Annotated in this window: 15 protein-coding genes; 4 read left to right on the top strand and 11 right to left on the bottom strand. The window is 60.1% G+C overall.

Annotated elements, in window-relative coordinates; all coding sequences use genetic code 11:
• Positions 1-47: 47 nt before the first annotated feature.
• The 11 genes from ACA052_RS02245 to glnE form a co-directional block, all read right to left on the bottom strand.
• Entirely contained in the window at positions 48-953 is a 906-nt protein-coding gene (locus tag ACA052_RS02245; RefSeq protein ID WP_497648208.1) for a glycosyltransferase family 2 protein, read from the bottom strand.
• Entirely contained in the window at positions 946-2,700 is a 1,755-nt protein-coding gene (locus ACA052_RS02240; RefSeq protein ID WP_497648207.1) for a carbamoyltransferase family protein, read from the bottom strand. The genes ACA052_RS02245 and ACA052_RS02240 overlap by 8 nt, the downstream gene beginning before the upstream one ends.
• A 176-nt stretch (positions 2,701-2,876) precedes the next feature.
• Positions 2,877-3,200, bottom strand: coding sequence for a YceK/YidQ family lipoprotein (locus ACA052_RS02235; protein WP_497648206.1), 324 nt, complete (start codon positions 3,198-3,200; stop codon positions 2,877-2,879).
• A 222-nt stretch (positions 3,201-3,422) separates the two neighbouring features.
• Positions 3,423-4,874 (bottom strand): lipopolysaccharide kinase InaA family protein, encoded by a 1,452-nt coding sequence (locus ACA052_RS02230; RefSeq protein WP_497648205.1) that lies wholly within the window; start codon positions 4,872-4,874, stop codon positions 3,423-3,425.
• Complete coding sequence (locus ACA052_RS02225) at positions 4,874-5,626, bottom strand: lipopolysaccharide kinase InaA family protein (RefSeq protein WP_497648204.1); 753 nt, start codon at positions 5,624-5,626, stop codon at positions 4,874-4,876. Before ACA052_RS02225 ends, ACA052_RS02230 begins: the two co-directional genes overlap by 1 nt.
• On the bottom strand, positions 5,623-6,357 hold the full coding sequence (locus tag ACA052_RS02220) for a lipopolysaccharide kinase InaA family protein (RefSeq protein ID WP_497648203.1): 735 nt from the start codon (positions 6,355-6,357) through the stop codon (positions 5,623-5,625). Before ACA052_RS02220 ends, ACA052_RS02225 begins: the two co-directional genes overlap by 4 nt.
• Positions 6,357-7,163 (bottom strand): lipopolysaccharide core heptose(I) kinase RfaP, encoded by an 807-nt coding sequence (rfaP, locus tag ACA052_RS02215; RefSeq protein WP_497648202.1) that lies wholly within the window; start codon positions 7,161-7,163, stop codon positions 6,357-6,359. Before rfaP ends, ACA052_RS02220 begins: the two co-directional genes overlap by 1 nt.
• The gene (locus ACA052_RS02210) at positions 7,163-8,284 is read right to left on the bottom strand and encodes a glycosyltransferase family 4 protein (RefSeq protein WP_497648201.1); all 1,122 of its coding nucleotides are present in this window, start codon (positions 8,282-8,284) and stop codon (positions 7,163-7,165) included. The genes rfaP and ACA052_RS02210 overlap by 1 nt, the downstream gene beginning before the upstream one ends.
• Complete coding sequence (gene waaC / locus ACA052_RS02205; RefSeq protein WP_497648200.1) at positions 8,284-9,345, bottom strand: lipopolysaccharide heptosyltransferase I; 1,062 nt, start codon at positions 9,343-9,345, stop codon at positions 8,284-8,286. The genes ACA052_RS02210 and waaC overlap by 1 nt, the downstream gene beginning before the upstream one ends.
• Position 9,346: 1 nt before the next feature.
• Positions 9,347-10,381 (bottom strand): lipopolysaccharide heptosyltransferase II, encoded by a 1,035-nt coding sequence (gene waaF / locus ACA052_RS02200; RefSeq protein WP_497648199.1) that lies wholly within the window; start codon positions 10,379-10,381, stop codon positions 9,347-9,349.
• A gap of 183 nt (positions 10,382-10,564) precedes the next feature.
• The gene (gene glnE, locus ACA052_RS02195; RefSeq protein ID WP_497648198.1) at positions 10,565-13,501 is read right to left on the bottom strand and encodes a bifunctional [glutamate--ammonia ligase]-adenylyl-L-tyrosine phosphorylase/[glutamate--ammonia-ligase] adenylyltransferase; all 2,937 of its coding nucleotides are present in this window, start codon (positions 13,499-13,501) and stop codon (positions 10,565-10,567) included.
• 383 nt (positions 13,502-13,884) lie between these two features.
• On the opposite strand from glnE, the gene aceE reads away from it, so the two are divergent.
• From aceE to ACA052_RS02175, 4 genes are all read left to right on the top strand, one after another.
• A complete protein-coding gene (gene aceE, locus ACA052_RS02190; RefSeq protein WP_497648197.1) occupies positions 13,885-16,530 on the top strand; it encodes a pyruvate dehydrogenase (acetyl-transferring), homodimeric type in 2,646 nt (881 codons plus the stop codon).
• Positions 16,531-16,541: 11 nt separating this feature from the next.
• Positions 16,542-18,512, top strand: a complete 1,971-nt coding sequence (gene aceF, locus ACA052_RS02185; protein ID WP_497648196.1) for a dihydrolipoyllysine-residue acetyltransferase — start codon at positions 16,542-16,544, stop codon at positions 18,510-18,512.
• Between the two features lie 391 nt (positions 18,513-18,903).
• Positions 18,904-20,298 carry an alkaline phosphatase D family protein gene (locus ACA052_RS02180; protein ID WP_497648195.1) on the top strand — a complete coding sequence of 465 codons (1,395 nt, stop codon included), beginning with the start codon at positions 18,904-18,906 and terminating at the stop codon, positions 20,296-20,298.
• A gap of 266 nt (positions 20,299-20,564) precedes the next feature.
• Entirely contained in the window at positions 20,565-23,258 is a 2,694-nt protein-coding gene (locus ACA052_RS02175; RefSeq protein WP_497648194.1) for a sensor domain-containing phosphodiesterase, read from the top strand.
• Positions 23,259-23,315: the final 57 nt, after the last annotated feature.

Here is a 23,315-nt window from a genome sequence, read left to right as displayed (position 1 = left end):
CGGGCTCGAAGTCATCACCACGAGCGAAAATCGACGTCGCCACCCACTCACCTGAACAGCAGTCGTGCCGCTTTGCGTGTGTAGGACCAACGTGTGACGGTGCGCCAGTCTGCACGCAATGCCTGAAGATAGAATTTTTTGGCCAGCACATACTCGCCGCCGACGTAACAATCGCGAAATAACGAGAGGCAACGCTGCCCCAGAAACGCCTGACGCAAATCCTGCAAGTCATCGGGCATGCGTTCGCGAGCAAAAACGTCATGGACCATTTCCGAACCTGCCGCGAGGCTTTGGGCCAGATCATGCCGCATGCTGTCGGCATGCTTGTGGATGAGTGCCAGGGGTTGATCGAGCACTGTGCAGGGAAAACGCGCCAATACCTGAGCGAACACTGGAATATCTTCAACATTACGCAAGTGTTCAGGGTAGTTACCGGGCACGAAAACATCGCGATGCATCGCACAGGCGCCGTTGCTAATCGACACGGTCTTGTCCAGCAAGTAGCCGCGCACGCGCCCACGCGCCGTGTCAGGCAGCGGCTTTACACTCTGCAAGCTGCGCTTGCCATCCGCAAACACCGACCAGTGGCCACCAATGACCAAGCGGGTTTCAGGGTTGCTGGCAATGTGGTTAGTTAACGCAGCCAGCGCACCCGGCGCCATCTCGTCATCCGCGTCGAGGAACACCAGGTAGCGCCCGACGGTTTCTTCAATCCCGAGATTGCGAACCGTAGAAAGCCCGCCGTTGGATTTACGCAAGGCACGAAAACGCCCGGCATGCTGCGCAAGAAGCGTTTCCACTACCTCGGGAGTTGCGTCGGTTGATCCGTCGTCAATGACCAGGAGCTCCGTTCCAGCTTCATCCAGCTGTGCCAATACCGATTCCACTGCCCGAGGCAGTGTATGGGCATAGTTGTAAGCTGGAATAACGACACTGATCAGTGTTTCAGTCAAAACCGTACCCTTCCGCGCCCTCTTTGACCACCAGGATGTCTTCCATGATTAGATACTGTAGATCGGAACCGAAGAACATGTTCAGGGCATCCGTCGGCGAGCAAATCATGGGTTCGCCGCGACGGTTGAGCGAGGTATTCAGCGACACGCCGTTACCGGTCAGCACTTCCAGCGCCTTCATCATGTCGTAGTAGCGCGGGTTGTATTCGCGCTTGAGGACCTGGGCCCGGGACGTGCCATCTTCGTGCACGACTTCCGGCACGCGGGTCTTCCACTCTTCAGCCACTTCGAAGGTAAACGTCATGAATGGCGCCGGGTGATCGACCTTGATCATTTGTGGTGCGACGGTGTCGAGCATCGACGGGCAGAAAGGCCTCCAACGCTCGCGGAACTTGATCTGGTGGTTGATACGGTCAGCCACGCCAGTGGCGCTTGGGCAACCAATGATCGAACGACCACCCAGTGCCCGCGGACCGAACTCCATACGTCCCTGAAACCAGGCTACCGGATTGCCATCGACCATGATCTTGGCGATGTTTTCAGGCATGTTTTCGAGCTTGCGCCAGACCGGTTTGCTCGGGTGACGGGCACACGCGGCGATCACATCTTCGTTGCTGTAGGACGGGCCGAGGTAGACATGCTCCATCTTCTCGACCGGCACGCCACGGGCGTGGGATACATAAGCAGCTGCACCCACCGAGGTGCCGGCATCGCCGGACGCAGGCTGGACGAACAACTCCTTGACGTCATCGCGAGCGATGATTTTCTGGTTCAGCTTGACGTTCAACGCACAGCCGCCGGCGAACGCCAGCTTGCCGGTTTCCTTCAGCACATCGCCCAGGTAGTAGTCGATCATCTGCAGCGAGATCTTTTCGAACAGCGCTTGCATGCTCGCGGCGTAGTGGATGTAAGGCTCGTCGGCGATATCGCCTTCGCGCTTCGGACCCAGCCACTCGATCAGCTTCGGAGAGAAGTAAAAGCCTTTGCCCTTCTCTTTATAACGGCGCAGGCCGATGACGTTGGCGTAGTCGGTATTGATTACCAGCTCGCCGTTTTCGAACGAGGCCAGCCGGGAGAAATCGTATTTGCTGGCGTCGCCGTACGGCGCCATGCCCATGACCTTGAACTCACCGTCGAGCATCTCGAAACCGAGGAATTCGGTAATCGCGCCGTACAGGCCGCCGAGGGAGTCAGGATCGAAGAATTCCTTGATCTTGTGGATCTTGCCGTTTTCGCCGTAGCCGAAGAAGGTCGTGGCGTACTCACCCTTGCCGTCGATCCCGAGGATCGCGGTTTTCTCTTTGAAACCGGAGCAGTGGTAGGCGCTGGAGGCGTGGGCCAGGTGATGCTCGACCGGCTCGATCTTGATTTTTTTCGGATCGAAACCCAGTTGCTCGAGGCACCAGACAATCTTGTTGCGATAGCGTTTGTAGCGACGGTTACCCATCAGGATCGCGTCGAGGGCACGGTCCGGGGCGTACCAGTATCGCTTGGCGTAGTGCCAGCGGGCTTTGCCGAACAGGCTGATCGGCGCGAAAGGGATCGCGACCACATCTACGTCGGACGGCTTGATGCCTGCCTGCTCGAGACAGAACTTCGCCGATTCGTAAGGCATGCGGTTCTTTGCGTGTTTATCGCGCACAAAGCGCTCTTCCTCAGCCGCCGCGACCAGCTTGCCGTCGATGTACAGGGCTGCGGAAGGATCATGGCTAAGGGCGCCGGACAGGCCAAGAATCGTCAATGCCACAGGGGTCTAGCCTCTTTAGTCTGCATGCAGGCGCAATGCGCCTCAAAAATTAATGTGCCTCTCAAGGGGCGAGAGACAGCTAAAGGGCGGGATTATAGCGTAATCAGGGCGGAAATGACCCTACGGTTATCAATGCCCCTGCGAGCGAAAGTGCCGACCCTGATTCATCCCCCGGCCTATCGCCAGTAAACCCTCAAACTGCCATCGACGCCCTGCCGATAAACCGTGTACGGCAGAACGACCGTGTCCAGAACGCCGGACAAGGTCATGTCCAGCAAAACGAACGGCACCATAAACCCTGTAGGGTCCGGGGGCGCATGCAACAGGCAGAAGTCATGGGCCAGCCCGCTATAAACCCGAGGAATGGACTGACAGTAGGTTTTTTGCCGTCGCAGGGTTTGAGTCGCTGCCACGTCATCCTGCAACACCGTTGTCGCGGTCCCGCACCCTGCCAAAACCAGTAAACAAACGCCAGATGAAACTACTGTTTTTATAGTCAAAACCTGCCCTCCGAGAAAAGTCAGGCAAGCTAGCATCGTGGCTATTCAGCGCACAGTTCACGGGCTCTCTAGATCATGTAGGACATTTCATAAGAACTTGTCCCCGAATCTCGGATGGCTGTTCTGGCCCCTTCGCGAGCAAGCCCGCTCCCACATTTAGTCTTCTGTGTGACACAGATCCGTGTGGGAGCGGGCTTGCTCGCGAAGGGGCGAAGCCCCAATTCAGGCAGCGCTGGAGATGTCCTTGGGAAGACGCCTATCGATCATCTGATACAGCGCACTACTCTCCGGCCAGTTACGCATGAACCGCGCCCGATCCCGCGCATACGCCGGGGCGAAGCTGCCCGCAGAGCCGTGTTGACACATCGAATCCAGATCGATCAACGCCCAGCGATCTTGCTGCCAGAACAGGTTGTGGCCCTTGAAATCGCCGTGGCTGATCCGCTCGCGAATCAACTCGGCAAACAAATGATCCAGCGCCAGCAGCTCGGCTTCCGGCGCCCCGCCGCTCTCAACGTACGGCGCAAACCGCTCGATGATGTCCGGCCCTGGCAAGTACTCGGTCACCAGGTACGCCCGACTGCGCAGCCACAGAAAACGCTTCTCCAGCAACGCCAATGGCTTGGGCGTGGCAATACCGAGGAACGCCAGGCGATTGCCCTCGCGCCAGGAATGCCAGGCACGGCTCGGACGCCAGAAGCGCTTGAGCCAGTGGGCAAACCCTTTGATGTTGTAACGCTTGATCACCAGCGTCCGACCGGCCACCGCGACTTTTCCGACACTGGCCGCGCCGCCAGTTTTGTAAAGATGACCCTGATCGAGCAAGGCATCGGCCTGTTGCAGCACCGGCAGCATCGCCGCTTCTTCTTCACGACTAATCGCCTGCAAGCCGAACGCCCCGCGCTGGACGCTGAACAGTGTGCATTCGCGACCGACCTTGTTCAGGAAGTCCTTGAGCCGCCAGCTTCGGACTTTATCGATCTGCTTCTGCAATGCCTCCATGGGCAAGGCGTGTTCGCCATTGCTCAGGAGGTAATACACCAACAATTCTTCGGTGAACGGCTCCAGGGATTTGGGCAACTGGGCAAAAAACACCCCGAGGTTTTCCAACACTTTCTGTCGCGACAGCGGCTGGCCAGGAGTTTCAGCACAGATCCCCGCGCCATCGATCAGATACAACCGACCGCGCTGACGCAAAAGGTTGTCCAGATGGAGGTCTTCCTGCCATAGCCCCTTGCGATGCATTTGGCCGATGGCGCCCAATGCTTCGGCCAGCACGGCGCCTTGCATATCGGCCAGTACCGGCAAATGTTCGACTTGCTTCCAGGTATCTCCCAGGCTCTCGGCATCTTCGAGGAAATCGAACAGTAACCAGCCGCCCTCGCCATCCTTCAAACCATCAGCCAACAGCTGAGGCGTGGTCAGGCCCTGATCAGCCAGTAAACGCACGCCATCGCGCTCACGCTGAAAATGCCGCGCTGCTTTGCTGCCGACCAACAATTTGGCCAGCACCGGCCGGCCGCGCCAGACACCAGCACCGACATAGCGCTGCCCTGGCAACACCCGCAACAGACTCAACAACTGCAACTCGGCAGGCCCGGCGGCATCGGCCAGGGAAATGCTCAGCGGCAGCTCTGGGCTTCGGCCGGCGCTTTTCAGCTCGGACAAGCGCATCAGCGCGTCTCCTTGTGACTACGCCGAGCGGTCAGGCGCCCCAGCCAACTGTCGATCAGCGAGCTGTCCGGCGACTGATCCAGGTACGTTGCCAGCAATTCGCGCAGCTGCGCCTCGCTCCACTCCGGCGCCCGACGCAGTAACGGCTCCAGGTCCCTGACCCGGTCACGCTGGCCGAACAACAAGGGGCGGGTCTTTTCCAGGTCGATCAGTTGGGCCCGATAACCGTCACCGCTGGCCTGTAGAAAAATGTGCTTGGGGTAGAAGCAGCCGTGAACCTGTCGCACGCCGTGTAGGCGCCGAGCCAGTTGTCCACACGCCTGCAGAATCGCCGAATGTTGCGCCGCACTCAGATCCGACCAGCGCTGCAACAGCGAATCGAGGTCATCCCAACCGTCCAGCGCACGCGTCAGCAGAATCGCCCGAACTTCGCCGTCGACTTTTCGCTCACCGAAGTACACCGCCGTCAGTGCTGGAATGCCGAGCTTTTCATACCGACTGATGTTGCGAAACTCGCGGGCAAAACTGGGCTCGCCAAAGGGCGCATGCAACGTACGCGTCTGGTAATTGCTCTGACGCTTGAGGTAATAGCCATGACCTTCCAGATCCAGGCGAAACACGCTGCTCCAGCCTCCGCGAGCGGTGTTGGGTTCATCCACCGCTTCAAGCTGCTTGGCCCAGAGTGCGTCAAAGGTGCCGAGACCGTGACGCTCCAGTAGCGCACGGTCCTCAGCGGCCAGAAAATCAGTCATTCGCGTCCCTCGAAAAATCTCACCACGTGCCGGATCCGTTTTTTATCGGCCGCATCGAGCCGTGTCCGTTGGCGGTATTGCAGGTAAAAGCGCAGGCGCTGGGTGGCCGTCAATTGATACTTGGCGACCTTGTCCAGACACGCCAGATCCTTGGTGATCCGGTACTTGAGCCAGAAGCCGCGCCAGAAATCACCATTTGGGCAGTCGATCAGGAACAGTCGGGCCTGATCGTCGATCAGCAGGTTACGCCACTTCAAATCGTTATGGGTGAAGCGGTGGTCGTGCATGGTCCGCGTGTAATCGGCCAACTGCCGACTGACAGTGTCGACCCAGGCGCGGTCCGACAGCTTTGGATCATGCCGTTCGGCCAGGGCCGACAAGTCTTCGGTGTACGGCAGTTCACGCGTGATCATCGCCCCGCGATCGTACGCGGCGCCGCGACGCTCCAGACCCCAGGCCACCACTTCCGCCGTGGGAATGCCCCACTTGGCAAAGCGCTTGAGGTTTTGCCATTCCATTTTCACACGCGGCTTGCCCAAGTAGCGGCGCAAGCCTTTGCCAGCGCCGACATAGCGCTTGACGTAATAGTTGACGCCATTGCGCTGGACGCGGATGACCTCGGACAGCGGGTCGCGGGTCAGCCGCTCGCCCTGAAGCGCAAACACCGCCTCAAGGCTGCCGAAATCTTCTGCCAGCTCGTTATAAGCAGGTTCCAGTTTCCAACCCGGCATCAGAGCGCATCCCCGTATCGCTGTTTGCGGTCGTAGAGCTTGTTGGCCTTGCCTTCGAGCCAGGCGAGCAGCGCCGCTTCTTCCGCCAGAATCTGGCGCAGCGGCTGCTGGAAGTAGCCTTTGAGGAAGCGCAATTTATCGCGCTGGGTCAGGCCGATGTCCAGGGCCGAAAAGTACAACGCCGCCAGATCCTTGTTGCGCCAGCGTTGAGTAATCGCCGGGCGGGTCTGGGCGCGGTGCAGATCGATCACCGACAGCTTGAAATCGTCGGCGGTCACCGGTTTGTCGGTGTGCAGCAGGAAGTGGCAGATGTAGCAGTCGCGGTGATTGACCCCGGCGCGGTGCATCATTCCAGTCATGCGCGCGACTTCGGCGATCAGCGCTCGCTTGAGATTCGGCTCGGGCGGATTCTTGACCCAGTCGATGCTGAAGTCTTCGAGACTGATGGTCGGCGCCAGCTCTTCGGTGACAATGAAGGAATGCTGATCCGCCGGGTTGCTGCCCTTTTCACCGTACGCGACGGCGGTCATGGTGGGCACGCCGACTTCTTGCAGGCGCTGAATGGCCTTCCACTCCTGACCCGCGCCAAGCACCGGCAGTTTAGCGGTGAGCAGGTTCTTGAAGATCTCGCCCCAGCCAATGCCACGGTGGATCTTCACAAAAAAACCACTGCCGTTCACTACGGTACGCAGCGTCCGGCGGGCTTCCAGCTCACGGTATACCTCACCCTGGAGGCCTTCGACTTCAGTGAACGCATCGCGTCCGGCCCAAAGGCTCTTGAACGGTTCAGCCAGCATCAACTTCATTAAGCGTGCTCCGCCAGAATCACATCGGCCGCGTGTTGCGGCATGCTGTAGAGGTCGGCCGTCTCGGCAAAAGCCAGACCGTTGCGGCTCCAGGCCGCCCGCGCCTGAGCGTCGTTCAACATACCGGTCAGGTATTGCGTGAGTTGCGCCTGATCGAAGGGTTCGTCCAGCACCAGCCCGGCGTCGGCCTCGGCGATGTAATGGGCGTAACCACAGACCGCACTGACCAGCACCGGCAACCCCGCCACCAAGGCTTCGAGCAATACGGTCCCGGTGTTCTCGTTATACGCCGGGTGGATCAGCAGATCGGCGCCGAGCAGGAAACGCGGGATATCGCTACGGCCCTTGAGGAACGTCACGTTGTCGCCGAGCCCCAATGTGGCGCTCTGCACCTGGAACAATTTGGGGTCATCCTGGCCGATTACAAATAGCCGGGTGCGCTTCTTCAGATCAGCGGGCAACGCGGCCAGCGCCTTGAGGCTGCGATCCACGCCCTTGGTCTTGAACCCGGAGCCGATTTGCACCAGCAGCAACTCATCGTCTTTCAGATTGAATTCACGACGGAATTCGGCGCGAATCTCAGCCGCATTCGGTGGCGCGCGCCGGTCCTGGGAGATGCCCGGCGGCAGCAAATGAAAACGCTCCAGTGGCGTGTCGTAATGCTTGATGAACAGTGGCTGCTGGACTTCGGAAATCATCAGCACTTCGGTCTTGGCGTCCTTGGCGAACACCGCGCGCTCGTATTCGGCAAAGTGCCGGTAGCGGCCCCAGCGCCGGTACAGCGAGTTGCGCAGGTTTTGCGCCTTGTCTTCGAAACAGCCGTCGGCGGCGTAGTAAACGTCAAGGCCCGGCATTTTGTTGAAACCGATCAAGCGGTCCACCGGGCGCTTGACCAGATCGGCCTCCATCCACTCGCTGAGTTTTTCGTTACGGCGATGGTTGAAGAACGCTTTGACCGGTGCCACCAGCACTTCAAAACCCGGCGGCACATCACCTTCCCAGATCAGCGTGTAAACGCGAATCTGATGGCCGCGCTGCTGACATTCCAGGGCGATGCGCATGAAATCGCGCTGCAAGCCACCGAACGGAAAATATTTGTACAAGACGAATGCCAATTGCATCAGCGCAGCTCCTCAGCCAGTAACAACGTGCTCAGTCGGGTCGCGACACGCTCGGGATTCAGGCGCGTGAAGCACAGCGGCCACTCGCGCTTAAGGTCAAACCGACGGGCATCTTCGGCCGTCGGTTGATAGGTGCATTTCTTTTGCAGGCACGGCGCGCAAGGGAAGTCGCTGGCGATGTGAATCTGCGCTTTGCCGTAGGCGCCCGTGAGGCCCGGGTTAGTCGGGCCGAACAGCGACAGCGTCGGCACGTCGAGCGCCGCCGCCAGATGACCGAGGCCCGTGTCCACCGCCACGCAGGCTTGCGCTCCGGCCAGGACCTTGCCGACGCCGGCCAGATTGAGCTTTGGCAGCACTTCGACGTGCCGCATGTCTTTGGCGATGCGCTCGGCCCGGGCTTTCTCGGCGGGGTTGCCCCACGCCAGCTTCACCCCTACACCCAGGTAACCGACGCGCTCGGCCAACTCACGCCAGTAGGCTTCGGGCCAGTGCTTGGTGTCCCAGGTGGTGCCGTGCAGGAACAGCACGTAGGGATTCTTGCGGGGCAATTCCACCAGGCGTTCGACGCTCAGGCCGTAGTCGCCCAAGCCTTTCGGCAAGTCGTAGCCCAGGGCAATGGCGAACAGCTGACGCACTCGCTCCACTGCATGCTGGCCACGGGCAACGGCCAGACGCCGATCATAGAAACGCGCAGCGATCGGCTCCCGTGCCGAACCTTTATCGAGGCCTGCCACTGGCGCTTTGACGTAGCGGGTCAGCAGCGCGCTTTTCAGCAGGCCCTGGGCGTCGATCACCAGATCATATTTCGTGGCGCGAACGCTTTGCTTGAAGCGCTTCCACTCGCCACTCTTGATGGTCTGCCAGATGTTCTTGCGCCAGCGACGGATCGCCACCGGGATCACCTTGCCCACCGCCGGATGCCAGGTCGGGATTTCGGCGAAGCCTTCTTCCACGACCCAGTCGAACTTGATGCCGGGGATCGCCCGTGCCGCGTCGGTCAACGCCGGCAACGCGTGAATCACGTCGCCCAGCGAAGAAGTCTTGATCAGCAGAACCCGCAAACTATTTGACCTCGACCACAGTGCCCTGCAATCGCTGCAAGGCTTCGTTCACCGCTTGCGGCATGAGCTGGCGCAGGCAGTTGTAATGACCGAAGCGGCACGTGCGGTCGAAGCACGGGCTGCATTCGATGCCCAGGCGCACGATCTCGACGTGCTCGGCCAATGGCGGGGTGAAACCTGGCGAAGTCGAGCCGTACACCGCCACCAGCGGGCGGTTCAATGCCGCAGCGACGTGCATCAGGCCCGAGTCGTTGGACACCACCGAGTCCGCGCAGGACATCAGGTCGATGGCCTCGGCCAGGGACGTGCCGCCGCTCAGGTTCACCGATTCTTCACGCAGGCCGGGAATCAACCGCGCGCGGATGTCTTCGCCAACGGCGTGGTCGTTTTTCGAACCGAACAGCCAGACTTGCCAGCCTTCACGGATTCTCGCTTCGGCGACCTTGGCGTAGTGCTCGGACGGCCAGCGTTTTGATTCGCCGAACTCGGCACCGGGGCACAGCGCCAGCACCGGACGGTCGAGGGCCAGACCGAACTTGGCCAGTGCCGCCTCGCGGGTCACCGGGTCGATCTGCAAGGTCGGGCGCGGATACGGTGTCGGCAATTCAACGCCAGGCTCGTAAGCCAGGGCCATGAAGCGCTCGATCATCAGCGGATAACGTTCTTTATCCAGCGTGCGCACGTCATTGAGCAAGCCGTAGCGGAACTCGCCGCGCCAGCCGGTGCGTTTCCGGATGCCGGCAAAGAAAGGCACCAGCGCCGACTTCAGGGAGTTGGGCAACAGGATGGCCTGGTCGTACTGGCCGGCCAGGGATTTGCCGATGCGCCGACGTGTCGCCAACTCCAGAGCGCCGTGGCCGAGCGGGAAGCTCAAGGCCTGGCGCACTTCGGGCATGCGCTCCAGGATTGGCCGGCTCCACTCGGGGGCCAGCACGTCGATTTCGCATTGCGGGTGGCGTTGCTTGAGGCACTGGAAAAGTGTCTGCGCCATCACCATGTCACCGACCCAACTGGGCCCAACGATCAGAATTTTCATGTGGTTTCCAAAAACGAACCGGGGAGGCATACGCCTCCCCGCCTCGAGAATTCTACAAAACACTGCAAGGCAACTGTAGGAGCGAGCTTGCTCGCGATGAACCTGAGAACACCGCGGGGTATCAGACTAGCCGAGTTATCATTGACGACCTTCGTCGGAACGCCGCCCGGAGCAAGCTCGCTCCTACAGCCCCAGTTCGCGCCAGATCCGCAATACCTGCCGCCGTTCGTCTGCGAACTGATCACCCGGTATCACCCCGGCGTCCTTCTGCAAGGCTTGCCGGTGAGCAGCGGAGCGGTAGGCTTTATAGGCCTCGCGCAACAGGCTGGCGTCTTCGGCAGGCATCAGCCCTTCGTGTTCCAGCTCTTCCAGAATGCGGATGTTGTCAGTCCAGCGCAGCAATGGCGGGTGTGTTTCGGACCACGCCAAGGCCGCGTATTGCACCATAAATTCAATATCGACGATACCTCCGGCGTCCTGCTTGAGATCGAACGGCACCGTGGCCTCGAAGGCATTGACTCCGGTGCCGGCCGCGGTGCTCTTGCTGCCCAGATTATCGCGCATCTTGGCGCGCATCTCGCTGACTTCCTGGCGCAGGGTCGGCAGGTCCCGGTGTTTGCCCAGAATCGCCGCGCGCACCTTCTCGAATGCCTGACCAACGCCCTGACTGCCTACCAGCACCCGCGCCCGCACCAGCGCCTGATGCTCCCAGGTCCAGGCTTCGTTTTCCTGATAACGGGCGAACGCCCCGAGCGAACTCACCAACAAGCCCGACGCACCGGACGGTCGCAGGCGCATGTCCACTTCATACAACTGGCCGGAGTTGGTCTGCGCGGTCAGCAAGTGGATGATGCGCTGCCCGAGACGGGTGAAGAATTGCGCGCCATCGATCGGTTTCGGCCCGTCGGTTTCCGCCTGCGGGTCGCCATCGTGAATGAACACCAGATCCAGGTCTGAACCATGCCCGAGTTCCAGGCCACCGACTTTGCCGTAACCGACAATGATGAAGCCGGGATCGCACAAGGTTCCGTCGGTACGCAGCGGCGTGCCGTATTTGGCCACCGTCTGGCGCCAGGCCAGGGCCAGCACTTGCTCGAGGATCGCTTCGGCCAGCCAGGTCAGGTAATCGCTGACCTTCATCAACGGCAGGCTGCCGGCGATTTCCGAAGCGGCAACCCGCAAGCGGTGCGCCAGTTTGAAATGGCGCAGGGCTTCCATTTGCTGCTCCAGATCATCCTCGGGAATCCGCGTCAGACGCTCGCGCAACTCGGCAGCCAACTCCGGCGCCAAGGGCGGCTTGAATAGCCGGCCTTCGTTGAGCAATTCGTCAAGCAGCAGCGGAAAGCGAGTGATTTGCTCAGCGATCCACGGGCTCGCCGCGCACAAGGTCAGCAAACGTCGTAGCGCACCGGGGTTCTCGGTCAACAACACCAGATACGCGGAACGCCGCGCCACCGCCTCAACTAATGGCAGCACTCGCTCCAGCACCAGATCGGGATTGGCGTGCTCCACGGCCTGGGCCAGCAACCGCGGAATAAACGCATCGAGACGCTCGCGCCCCAGACGTTGCATGGCGCGCAACTGCGGACTGCTGCGCAGGCTCGCCAAGGCTTTCAGCGCTTTGCCGGCATCGGTGAAACCGCCCTCCTCCAACTGGCGGCAAGCGGCGTCTTCATCCTGGGCCTCTTCCCACAACGGCAGCCATTCGCCACCGACCACCACTTCGCTTTCGGCACCTTCTTCTTCATCGGGATCGGCAATCACCTGACCGAAGTGCCAGGCCACGCGACCACGCCAATACATGAGCTGCTCATGGAACGCCTGCCAATCGTCGAAGCCCAGCATAAAGGCAATGCGCGCCTGATCCTGGGCGCCGTCCGGCAGCATCTGGGTCTGACGGTCGGCAATCGCCTGGATCGCATGTTCGGTGTAGCGCAGGAATTCGTAGCCTTCGCGCAACTCGCTGATTACCGCCGGCGGCAGGTAACCCTGACCCTCCAGGGTACTCAGTACTTTTAATAGAGGGCGTTGCTGCAAACTCAGGTCGCGACCACCGTGGATCAGCTGGAACGCCTGGGCGATAAACTCCACTTCACGGATGCCACCAGACCCGAGCTTGATGTTGTCGGCCATGCCTTTGCGCCGGACTTCCTGCTGGATCAGCTGCTTCATGGTGCGCAGCGCTTCGATGGCCGAGAAGTCCAGATAACGCCGGTAAACGAACGGGCGCAGCATTTCCTGCAATTGCGCGCCGGCCACTTGATCGCCGGCCACCACCCGCGACTTGATCATCGCGTAGCGTTCCCAGTCGCGGCCCTGGTCCTGGTAATACTGTTCAAGCGCATTGAAGCTCAGCACCAGCGCGCCGGCCGACCCGTAGGGCCGCAAGCGCATGTCGACGCGGAACACGAAGCCGTCGACCGTCATCGGGTCCAGTGCCTTGATCAGGCGCTGGCCGAGGCGAATGAAAAATTCCTGGTTATCCAGCGAGCGTTTCACGCCGACGGTTTCGCCGCCCTCGGGGTAGGCGAAGATCAGGTCGATGTCGGACGACAGGTTCAACTCCACCGCGCCGAGCTTGCCCATGCCGAGGATGACCATCTGCTGCGGCTCGCCACTGCGCCGGCCGGTGGGTACGCCAAATTGCTGGCAATGGCGCGAGTACAACCACTGATAGGCCTGATCGATGCTGGCATCGGCCATGTCCGAGAGGCCGCGGCAGGTCTGGACCAGATCGGCCTGACGGGTCAGGTCGCGCCAGATGATCCGCACTTGATGGCGAGTCCGCTGGCGGCGCAAGGCACGACCGAGTTCATCTTCGGTTTCAGCCGCATTCACCGCCGCCGCGATCTGCCCGCACAACTCGCCAGGGGTAAAACCACGGTCCAGCTCGCCGGACTGTTCCAGCGCCAGCAACATCAACGGGTCACGCACACTCTGTTCAATCACGAAGTCGCTGGCGGCGGTGACGCGGGCGAATTGTGCCCAGCGCTCCGGTGTCCAGGCCGACAATCCATGATCGACGTCCAGCCCGGCGACGGCCGCACGGAACGACTGCTCGGCGCGGGTGACAAACGGCAGGAGAATGCCGGGCAGTTCGGCAAGCGAAGGGAGGCTCATGGTCTATCCTTGATCGGCGTGGATGGGGCTGCATGTAGTGAATTCTGAGAATGCACTACGTGACCGACTGTCGAACAAAGGTTAGAAATAGCTGAAATTTCTTTTATTTTGGCAGCCAGCATCAAGCTTTCACCTTTTCTGGTTGGCAAAAGACCAACCTTAACGATTATTCTCACAACGCAGCCGGAGGCCACAAGCCGCTCATCTGTAGTTTTACTACTCGTCTATACATTCGAAAGGCTGAAATGCCCGATGATTTGTAGTAAAACTACACGCCGCCGGAACAACCTCTCGGCAATCCAAGAATTTATATCGTCTGCCCACAAGGCCAGTCGCAAACTCAGGCAACCGATTCTGGAAGCCTTTCCGCCCTGGAGCAAGCCATGCAAGACCTCGATCCCGTCGAAACCCAGGAATGGCTGGACGCCCTGGAATCGGTTCTCGACAAAGAAGGCGAAGACCGCGCTCACTATCTCATGACCCGTATGGGCGAACTCGCAACCCGCAGCGGTTCGCAATTGCCTTACGCAATCACCACGCCTTACCGCAACACCATCCCCGTTACCCACGAAGCACGCATGCCTGGCGACCTGTTCATGGAACGCCGCATTCGCTCGTTGGTACGCTGGAACGCGATGGCCATGGTGATGCGTACGAACCTGAAAGATTCTGACCTGGGCGGTCACATCTCCAGCTTCGCCTCCAGCGCCACCCTGTATGACATCGGCTTCAACTACTTCTTCCAGGCCCCGACCGACGAACACGGCGGCGACCTGATCTACTTCCAGGGCCACACCTCGCCAGGCGTCTACGCCCGTGCGTTCATGGAAGGCCGCATCACCGAAGACCAGATGAACAACTTCCGCCAGGAAGTCGACGGCCAGGGTTTGTCGTCCTATCCGCACCCTTGGCTGATGCCTGACTTCTGGCAGTTCCCGACGGTATCCATGGGTCTGGGCCCGATCCAGGCGATCTACCAGGCGCGCTTCATGAAGTACCTGGAAGCCCGTGGCTTCATTCCTGAAGGCAAACAAAAAGTCTGGTGCTTCCTGGGCGACGGCGAGTGCGACGAGCCGGAATCCCTGGGCGCGATCTCGCTGGCTGGCCGCGAGAAGCTCGACAACCTGATCTTTGTCATCAACTGCAACCTGCAGCGCCTCGACGGCCCGGTTCGCGGCAACGGCAAGATCATCCAGGAACTCGAAGGCGTGTTCCGCGGTGCTCAGTGGAACGTGACCAAAGTCATCTGGGGCCGTTTCTGGGACCCACTGCTGGCCAAGGACGTCGACGGTATCCTGCAACGTCGCATGGACGCTGTCATCGACGGCGAGTACCAGAACTACAAAGCCAAAGACGGCGCGTTTGTGCGTGAACATTTCTTCAACACGCCAGAACTCAAGGCGATGGTTGCCGATCTGTCCGACGACGAGATCTGGAAACTCAACCGTGGCGGCCACGACCCGTACAAGGTCTACGCGGCGTACCACGAAGCGGTCAACCACAAAGAACAACCAACCGTCATCCTGGCCAAGACCATCAAGGGTTATGGCACCGGTGCCGGCGAAGCGAAGAACACTGCGCACAACACCAAGAAAGTTGATGTTGAAAGCCTGAAGCTGTTCCGCGATCGCTTCGACATTCCGGTCAAGGACGAAGAGCTGGAGAACCTGCCGTTCTTCAAGCCAGAGCCGAACAGCGCCGAAGCCCGCTACCTGAGCGAACGTCGCACTGCACTGGGCGGTTTCGTGCCACAGCGCCGCGCGCAAAGTTTCAGCGTGCCGACCCCGTCACTGGACACCCTCAAGGCCATTCTTGATGGCTCGGGCGACCGTGAAATTTCCACCACCATGGCTTTCGTGCGCATCCTGGCGCAACTGGTCAAGGACAAGGAAATCGGCCCGCGCATCGTCCCGATCATCCCGGACGAAGCCCGTACCTTTGGTATGGAAGGGATGTTCCGTCAGTTGGGCATCTACTCGTCCGTCGGCCAGCTCTACGATCCGGTCGATAAAGACCAGGTGATGTTCTACAAGGAAGACAAAAAGGGCCAGATCCTCGAAGAAGGCATCAACGAAGCGGGCGCCATGAGCTCCTTCATCGCTGCCGGTACTTCGTACTCCAGCCACAACCAGCCCATGCTGCCGTTCTACATCTTCTACTCGATGTTCGGCTTCCAGCGTATCGGCGACCTGGCCTGGGCTGCCGGCGACAGCCGTACCCGTGGCTTCCTGATCGGCGGCACCGCCGGCCGTACCACCTTGAACGGTGAAGGCCTGCAACACGAAGACGGTCACAGCCACCTGCTGGCATCGACCATCCCGAACTGCCGCACCTTTGATCCAACCTACGGCTACGAGCTGGCGGTGATCATCCAGGACGGCATGAAGAAGATGACCGAAGAGCAGCAGGACGTTTTCTACTACATCACCGTGATGAACGAGTCTTACCAGCAGCCAGCCATGCCGGCCGGTGTCGAGGAAGGCATCATCAAGGGCATGTACTTGCTCGAAGAAGACACCCGCGAAGCGGCGCACCACGTTCAGCTGATGGGCTCCGGCACCATCCTGCGTGAAGTCCGTGAAGCGGCGAAGATCCTGCGTGAAGAGTTCAACGTCGGCGCTGACGTTTGGAGCGTGACCAGCTTCAACGAACTGCGTCGTGATGGCCTGGCCGTCGAGCGCAGCAACCGTCTGCACCCGGGTCAGAAGCCTAAACTGAGCTTCGTCGAAGAGTGCCTGAACGGCCGTAAAGGTCCGGTCATCGCCTCTACCGACTACATGAAGCTGTTCGCTGAGCAAATTCGTCAGTGGGTCCCGTCCAAGGAATTCAAAGTCCTGGGCACCGACGGTTTCGGCCGCAGTGACAGCCGCAAGAAGCTGCGTCACTTCTTCGAAGTCGACCGTCATTTCGTGGTGTTGGCAGCCCTGGAAGCACTGGCTGACCGTGGTGACATCGAACCCAAGGTGGTTTCTGAAGCCATCGCCAAGTTCGGTATCAACCCGGAAAAACGCAACCCACTGGACTGCTGAGGAGAGATTCTGTGAGCGAACTCATTCGCGTACCTGACATCGGCAGCGGTGAAGGTGAAGTAATTGAACTGTTTGTGAAGGTCGGCGACCGTATCGAAGCCGAACAGAGCATCCTGACGCTGGAGTCGGACAAGGCGAGCATGGAAGTTCCTGCGCCAAAGGCCGGCATCGTCAAAGCGATCAAAGTGAAGCTCGGCGATCGCCTGAAAGAAGGCGACGAATTGCTCGAGCTGGAAGTCGAAGGTGCCGCTGCTGCGGCCCCTGCGGCTACGGCTGCCGCTGCGCCGGCTGCCAAGGCTGAAGCCAAACCGGCGGCTGCTCCTGCCGCCGCGGCTCCGGCCCCAGCTGCCGCGCCTGCTGCCGCTTCGGTTCAGCAAGTACACGTGCCGGACATCGGCTCGTCGGGCAAGGCCCAGATCATTGAGATCCAGGTCAAGGTCGGCGACACCGTCGAGGCTGATCAGTCCCTGATCACCCTGGAATCCGACAAGGCGAGCATGGAAATCCCGTCGCCCGCCGCTGGCGTGGTCAAGGCCATCAGCGTCAAGCTCAACGACGAAGTCGGCACCGGCGACCTGATTCTGGACCTGGAAGTGGCAGGTGCTGCGGCACCGGCTGCGGCCGCGCCAGCTCAAGCCGCTGCACCTGCTGCCGCTGCTGCAGCACCTGCCGCTGCGGCCCCGGTTGCTCCTGCTGCCGACAGTGTTCAGGACATTCACGTCCCGGACATCGGTTCGTCGGGCAAGGCCAAGATCATCGAAGTCCTGGTCAAGGCCGGCGATACCGTTGAAGCCGACCAGTCGCTGATCACCCTGGAATCCGACAAGGCGAGCATGGAAATCCCATCGCCTGCCGCTGGCGTGGTGGAAAGCATTTGCGTCAAGCTCGATGACGAAGTCGGTACTGGCGACCTGATCCTGAAACTGAAAGTCAAAGGCGCTGCGCCTGCTGCTGCCCCGGCTCCGGCCGCTGCCGCCTCGAGCGCTCCTGCTCCTGCCGCAGCACCGGCTCAAGCGGCTGCACCGACTGCCGCTCCTGCTGCTGCCCCGGCCAAGCCTGGCGCCAAGGTTCACGCCGGCCCGGCTGTTCGCCAACTGGCTCGTGAATTCGGCGTCGAGCTGAGCGCCGTCGGCGCCAGTGGCCCGCACGGTCGCATCCTGAAAGAAGACGTGCAGGTTTACGTCAAAGCCATGATGCAGAAGGCCAAGGAAGCACCGGCCGCTGCTGCTGGCGCAACCGGTGGCGCGGGTATCCCGCCGATTCCGGTCGTGGACTTCAGCCGCTTCGGTGAAACCGAAGAAGTGCCGATGACTCGCCTGATGCAAATCGGCGCGTCGAGCCTGCATCGCAGCTGGCTGAACATTCCGCACGTGACTCAGTTCGATTCGGCTGATATCACCGAGCTGGAAGCGTTCCGTATCGCCCAGAAGGCCGTTGCAGAGAAGGCCGGCGTCAAGCTGACCATCCTGCCGCTGCTGCTCAAATCCTGCGCGCACCTGCTCAAGGAACTGCCGGACTTCAACAGTTCGCTGGCACCAAGCGGCAAGGCGATCATCCGCAAGAAGTACGTGAACATCGGCTTCGCCGTCGACACGCCTGAAGGCCTGCTGGTGCCGGTCATCAAGAACGTCGACCAGAAAAGCCTGCTGCAGCTCGCGGCTGAGGCGGCTGCGCTGGCCGCCAAAGCCCGCGACAAAAAGCTCACCGCTGACGACATGCAAGGCGCCTGCTTCACCATTTCCAGCCTTGGCCACATTGGCGGCACCGGCTTCACGCCGATCGTCAACGCGCCGGAAGTGGCGATCCTCGGTGTTTCCAAGGCAACCATCCAGCCAGTCTGGGACGGCAAAGCCTTCCAGCCGAAGCTGATGCTGCCGCTGTCGCTGTCCTACGATCACCGTGTGATCAACGGCGCCGCTGCTGCACGCTTCACCAAGCGTCTGAGCGATCTGCTGGCGGACATCCGCACCATCCTGCTGTAACACCGGCCGGCCCTCCTTCACGGGAGGGCCGTTCGCGTTCCACGCTTTCCGAGCGCCACGCTCGTACCTCAACCCCGCCCATTTGGCGGGGCTTTTTTTTGCCTTGGAAAAAGTCCATTCGCTTCGGCCCCTTTCGTTCGGTGCCTCAAGATCAAAAGATCGCAGCCTGCGGCAGCTCCTACAGGTGTATGCACTGCCCTGTAGGAGCTGCCGCAGGCTGCGATCTTTTGATCTTGCAGTTGCAAAGTGAACAGCATTACTTCCTACAGTCGTGGCTTACATCGGCCACAACTCGAGTCTGCTTCTGCCCGGTATTTTTTACGGATCAATAACTAAGCTTGATTCGGCAACATTGATTGTTAACTTAGCTTTAATTCGAATGGATTCGAACATGTTAAAACCTACTGTCGGCCCAATTATCGGCCACACCACAACTAACCACGCGCGTATTTTTTTGCGCGGGGAATTACAGAACAATGCGTTAGTCTTTGCCGGCATTCGTTATAGACGGACAGGCGACGAGCGCTGGTCAAAAGGCATCTTTGCAACATTGACGCGCGTGCGTGACATGTCCGAGGTCATTGCCCTCAACGACCTGGACGCCGATACCGAGTACGAATATCAGGCGGGCTGGTTCAGCCCCATGAATCCCGTGCACACCGTGGAAACGGTACAGGAACTGCCGCTGCAATGGCCACGAGACATCTACCACCTACGCACGCCTTCCAGCAAAACCACGACTCCACGTGCGTACATCGTCGGGTCATGCCGTTACCTGCGGATGACGCGCGGCAAGCCTTCGGACCCGCATTGGGGCGACAGGATTTTCGCCTCGATCACCGATCTGGCGCAGACCGCTCACCCTCCCGTCAGCGCGCTGTTGATGACGGGCGATCAAGTTTATGTCGATGACTTGCACATCATTGCTCCTGACCGCGAACTCAAGGAAATACTCAGTAAGTATCGGGCGGCTTTTTCCCAGCCCAATATTAGAAAGTTGATGTCAGGCGTACCGACTTACATGATCCTCGACGACCATGAAATCGAAGACAACTGGCCCGCCAACAAAAGCAAACAAGATGACTACTTATATGAAAACGCGATGACGGCCTATGAGATTTATCAAGCGAGCCACTGCCCAGCTCACGCGTTACTTGCCGAGGCGCAAACAAGCAAAAAAGCCGAACAGTATTGGTATCAATTCGCAGAGGGTGATATCGAATGGTTTATCACCGACAGCCGGACCCGACGCAATCTCTCCGCGGATGATCGACGCATTCTCGACGAGGAGCAGGAACAAGCGCTGTGCCAATGGCTGATCCACAGTCCGGCCCGGGTAAAATTCGTGGTCACCAGCGTGATGTTCTACCCCGACCGCAAACGCCAGGGCGGTGACGCCTGGAAAGCCTTCCCGGAACAACGCCTACGGTTGCTGGAAACGATTCGTACGCACCGCATCAAGAACGTCGTCTTCATTTCCGGTGATGTCCACGGTTCCCTGAGCAGTCGGCTGACCCACAGCGCGGACCCGGACTTCGAGGTTCACACCATCGTCTCGTCACCGCTGTGCAACAGCAAACTGCTCCCTTATGCCAAGGCCTCCACCTTCATCCTCGATCAACCCCTGGCCCGGACTGGCGCCGGAGATTATCGGCATGAACTGACCAGCGAGGTGATTAGCCAGGACAACTTCGCGCATTTGATTGTGGATAGTGAACACATTCAGGTCAGCTATCACGACCGGGATGGCAAGCCGTTGCAGGCAATCCGCATCCCGTTGCGTTGAACATCAAAAGATCGCAGCCTGCGGCAGCTCCTACAAGGAATGGCGTACACCCTGTAGGAGCTGCCGCAGGCTGCGATCTTTTTGCTCGAAAACGCTACTTTCAGCCGCTAACTCAATAAATCGCTTCGCCTGCCGACATATTCTTATAGCACTTGGCCTTCATGTCTCTTGTCAGTCGGTGCCGCAATGATGCAACCTTGCCGCAGACAACAGAAAAGAGGGCGAGAGCCCGGCGCGATCAGCATATTCGAAGCGAGTTTCCCTTAATGAAAAGCCAACCCGATGCCGCCAGCCGTATGGTGGCCGAGGTAGTGACGCAGTTGCCTGTGCCCTCGCGGCTCGGCATGCTGCGTTTCGAACGGCTGAATGAGGCGAGCTGGGCGCTGCTGTATCTCGATCCCAACTGCGAGCGCGAGTTTGGTCTGCCCGCCGTGGAGCTGTGTGCCCTGGTCGACTCGCCCTACGCCAGCCTGATGGAGCCCGAAGCGCGCTATCAACTGCACGATGCGATTCAGCAACAACTCAGCAACAGCCCGCATTACCTGATCCGCTACACCCTGCATACCGCCAAAGGCTCCCTGAACCTGCTCGAACTGGGCGAATCCTACCGACAACACAATCGGCACCTGTTGCGCGGCTATCTGATGGTCGTGGACGGATTGTTCGACGGTGGACAACTGCTGCCGACCCAGGACCTGGAAACCCAGAATTCGCGCCTGCAAATCGCCCTGGAACTCAATCAGCGCGCCCAGCAGGAACAGCTTCTGCACCTCGAGCGCGTGCGCGCCCAGCAGGATCTGATCCTGTTGCTGACCCGCCAGCGCTACAGCAGCAACAATTCCCTGCTGGAAGCGGCCGAGCTGATCACCCGCAGCGCCTGCGATATCTACCAAATCGACTGCGCCAGCCTGTGGAACCTCGAAGGCTCGTTGCTGGTGCCGATCTCGGCCTATCACCGCACCCGCCAGGAATACCTGCTGCCGGAGCCGATCGACGTCAGCGGCTTCCCCGATTACCTCGACGCCTTGCACACCGGCCGCGCCATTGATGCCCACAACGCCATGCGCGACCCGCGCACCCGGGAAATGGCCGAGAGCCTGCGCCCGCGTGACGTGAACGCCATGCTCGACGCCAGCATCCGCGTCGACGGCCAAGTAGTCGGTGTGCTCTGCCTGGAACAGACCGGCGTGACCCGCGCCTGGCAGTCGGACGAAATCGCCTTTGCCGGCGAGTTGGCCGATCAGTTCGCCCAAGTGATCAACAACCACAACCGGCGCACCGCCACCAGCGCCCTGCACCTGTTCCAGCGTGCGGTCGAGCAAAGCGCCAACGCCTTTTTGCTGGTCAATTGCGACGGTGTGGTGGAGTACGTCAACCCCAGCTTCACCGCGATTACCCAGTACACCACCGAAGAAGTCCACGGCCAGCGCCTGTCGGAACTGCCGGCGCTGGAGAACCTCAGCGAACTGCTGTTCGACGCGCCCTCGGCACTGGCCAAGAGCAACAGCTGGCAGGGCGAATTCAAGAGCCGGCGCAAAAACCTCGAACCGTACTGGGGCCAGTTGTCGATTTCCAAGGTCTATGGCGATAACCGTGAGCTGACGCATTACATCGGCATTTACGAAGACATCACCCAGACCAAGCTCGCCCAGCAACGCATCGAGCGCCTGGCCTACACCGACAACCTGACCAACCTCGGCAATCGCCCGGCGTTCATCCGCAACCTCGACGAACGCTTCGCCCGAGACAGCGACACGCCGATCAGCCTGCTGCTGGTGGACATCGACAACTTCAAGCGGATCAACGACAGCCTCGGCCACCAGACCGGCGATAAACTGCTGATCAGCCTCGCCCGACGCCTGCGCAACAGCCTGATCCCGAGTGGCAGCCTCGCGCGCTTCGCCAGTAACGAGTTCGCGGTGCTGCTGGACAACACCGACCTGCACACCGGCCAACAAGTCGCCAACCAGTTGCTGATGACGCTCGACAAGCCGATGTTCGTCGACAACCAACTGATCAGCGTCACCGGCTCCGTGGGCCTGGCCTGCGCGCCGCTGCATGGCCGCGATCCGCAAACCCTGATGCGCAACGCCGGCCTGGCGCTGCACAAGGCCAAGGCCAACGGCAAACACCAGGTGCAGGTGTTCACCGAAGCGCTGAACGCCGAGGCCAGCTACAAGCTGTTCGTCGAGAACAACCTGCGCCGCGCCCTGACCCAGAACGAGCTGGACGTGTTCTACCAACCCAAGCTCTGCTTGCGTAGCGGTCGCTTGTTGGGAATGGAAGCCCTGCTGCGCTGGAACCATCCGGAAAAAGGCATGATCCGCCCAGACCAGTTCATCAGCGTCGCCGAAGAAACCGGCCTGATCATTCCGATTGGCAAATGGATCGCCCGCCAGGCTTGCCGCATGAGCAAAGACCTGACCGCCGCCGGCCTGGGCAATCTGCAGGTGGCAATCAACCTGTCGCCCAAACAGTTCTCCGACCCGGACCTGGTGTCGTCGATTGCCAACATCCTCAAGGAAGAAGCGCTGCCGGCGAACCTGCTGGAGCTGGAGCTGACCGAAGGCTTGCTGCTGGAAGCGACCGAAGACACTCACTTGCAACTCGACCAGCTCAAGCGCCTCGGCCTGACTCTGGCCATGGACGACTTCGGCACCGGTTACTCGTCGCTCAGCTACTTGAAAAAATTCCCGATCGACATCATCAAGATCGATCGCAGCTTCATCCACGAAATCCCGGACAACCAGGACGACATGGAAATTACCTCGGCGGTGATCGCCATGGCCCACAACCTGAAAATCAAGGTCGTGGCTGAAGGCATCGAAACCGCCGAACAGCTGGCCTTCCTGCGCCGCCACCGTTGCGATGTCGGCCAGGGCTACCTGTTTGACCGACCGATTCCAGGCTCTGAGCTGATCGAAAAGCTCAAACGCTACCCGCGCGGCCCGATCGCCTGACGGCACACTGCAAATCCCTGTGGGAGCAGGCTCGCCCCCACAGGGATAATTGGGCAA

It is taken from the genome of Pseudomonas sp. LBUM1644, from assembly GCF_059716195.1.
Note: the sequence above shows the minus strand (reverse complement) of the source record. Positions and strands in the feature narration are given on the sequence as shown.

Excerpts from the sequence above, each read along its gene's own strand:
- ACA052_RS02230 (WP_497648205.1), bottom strand. The coding sequence starts at position 4,874 with ATGCGCTTGTCCGAGCTGAAAAGCGCCGGCCGAAGCCCAGAGCTGCCG.
- rfaP (WP_497648202.1), bottom strand. The coding sequence starts at position 7,163 with ATGAAGTTGATGCTGGCTGAACCGTTCAAGAGCCTTTGGGCCGGACGC.
- ACA052_RS02225 (WP_497648204.1), bottom strand. The coding sequence starts at position 5,626 with ATGACTGATTTTCTGGCCGCTGAGGACCGTGCGCTACTGGAGCGTCAC.
- ACA052_RS02180 (WP_497648195.1), top strand. The coding sequence starts at position 18,904 with ATGTTAAAACCTACTGTCGGCCCAATTATCGGCCACACCACAACTAAC.
- glnE (WP_497648198.1), bottom strand. The coding sequence starts at position 13,501 with ATGAGCCTCCCTTCGCTTGCCGAACTGCCCGGCATTCTCCTGCCGTTT.
- ACA052_RS02210 (WP_497648201.1), bottom strand. The coding sequence starts at position 8,284 with ATGCAATTGGCATTCGTCTTGTACAAATATTTTCCGTTCGGTGGCTTG.
- ACA052_RS02175 (WP_497648194.1), top strand. The coding sequence starts at position 20,565 with ATGAAAAGCCAACCCGATGCCGCCAGCCGTATGGTGGCCGAGGTAGTG.
- aceE (WP_497648197.1), top strand. The coding sequence starts at position 13,885 with ATGCAAGACCTCGATCCCGTCGAAACCCAGGAATGGCTGGACGCCCTG.
- ACA052_RS02220 (WP_497648203.1), bottom strand. The coding sequence starts at position 6,357 with ATGCCGGGTTGGAAACTGGAACCTGCTTATAACGAGCTGGCAGAAGAT.
- waaF (WP_497648199.1), bottom strand. The coding sequence starts at position 10,381 with ATGAAAATTCTGATCGTTGGGCCCAGTTGGGTCGGTGACATGGTGATG.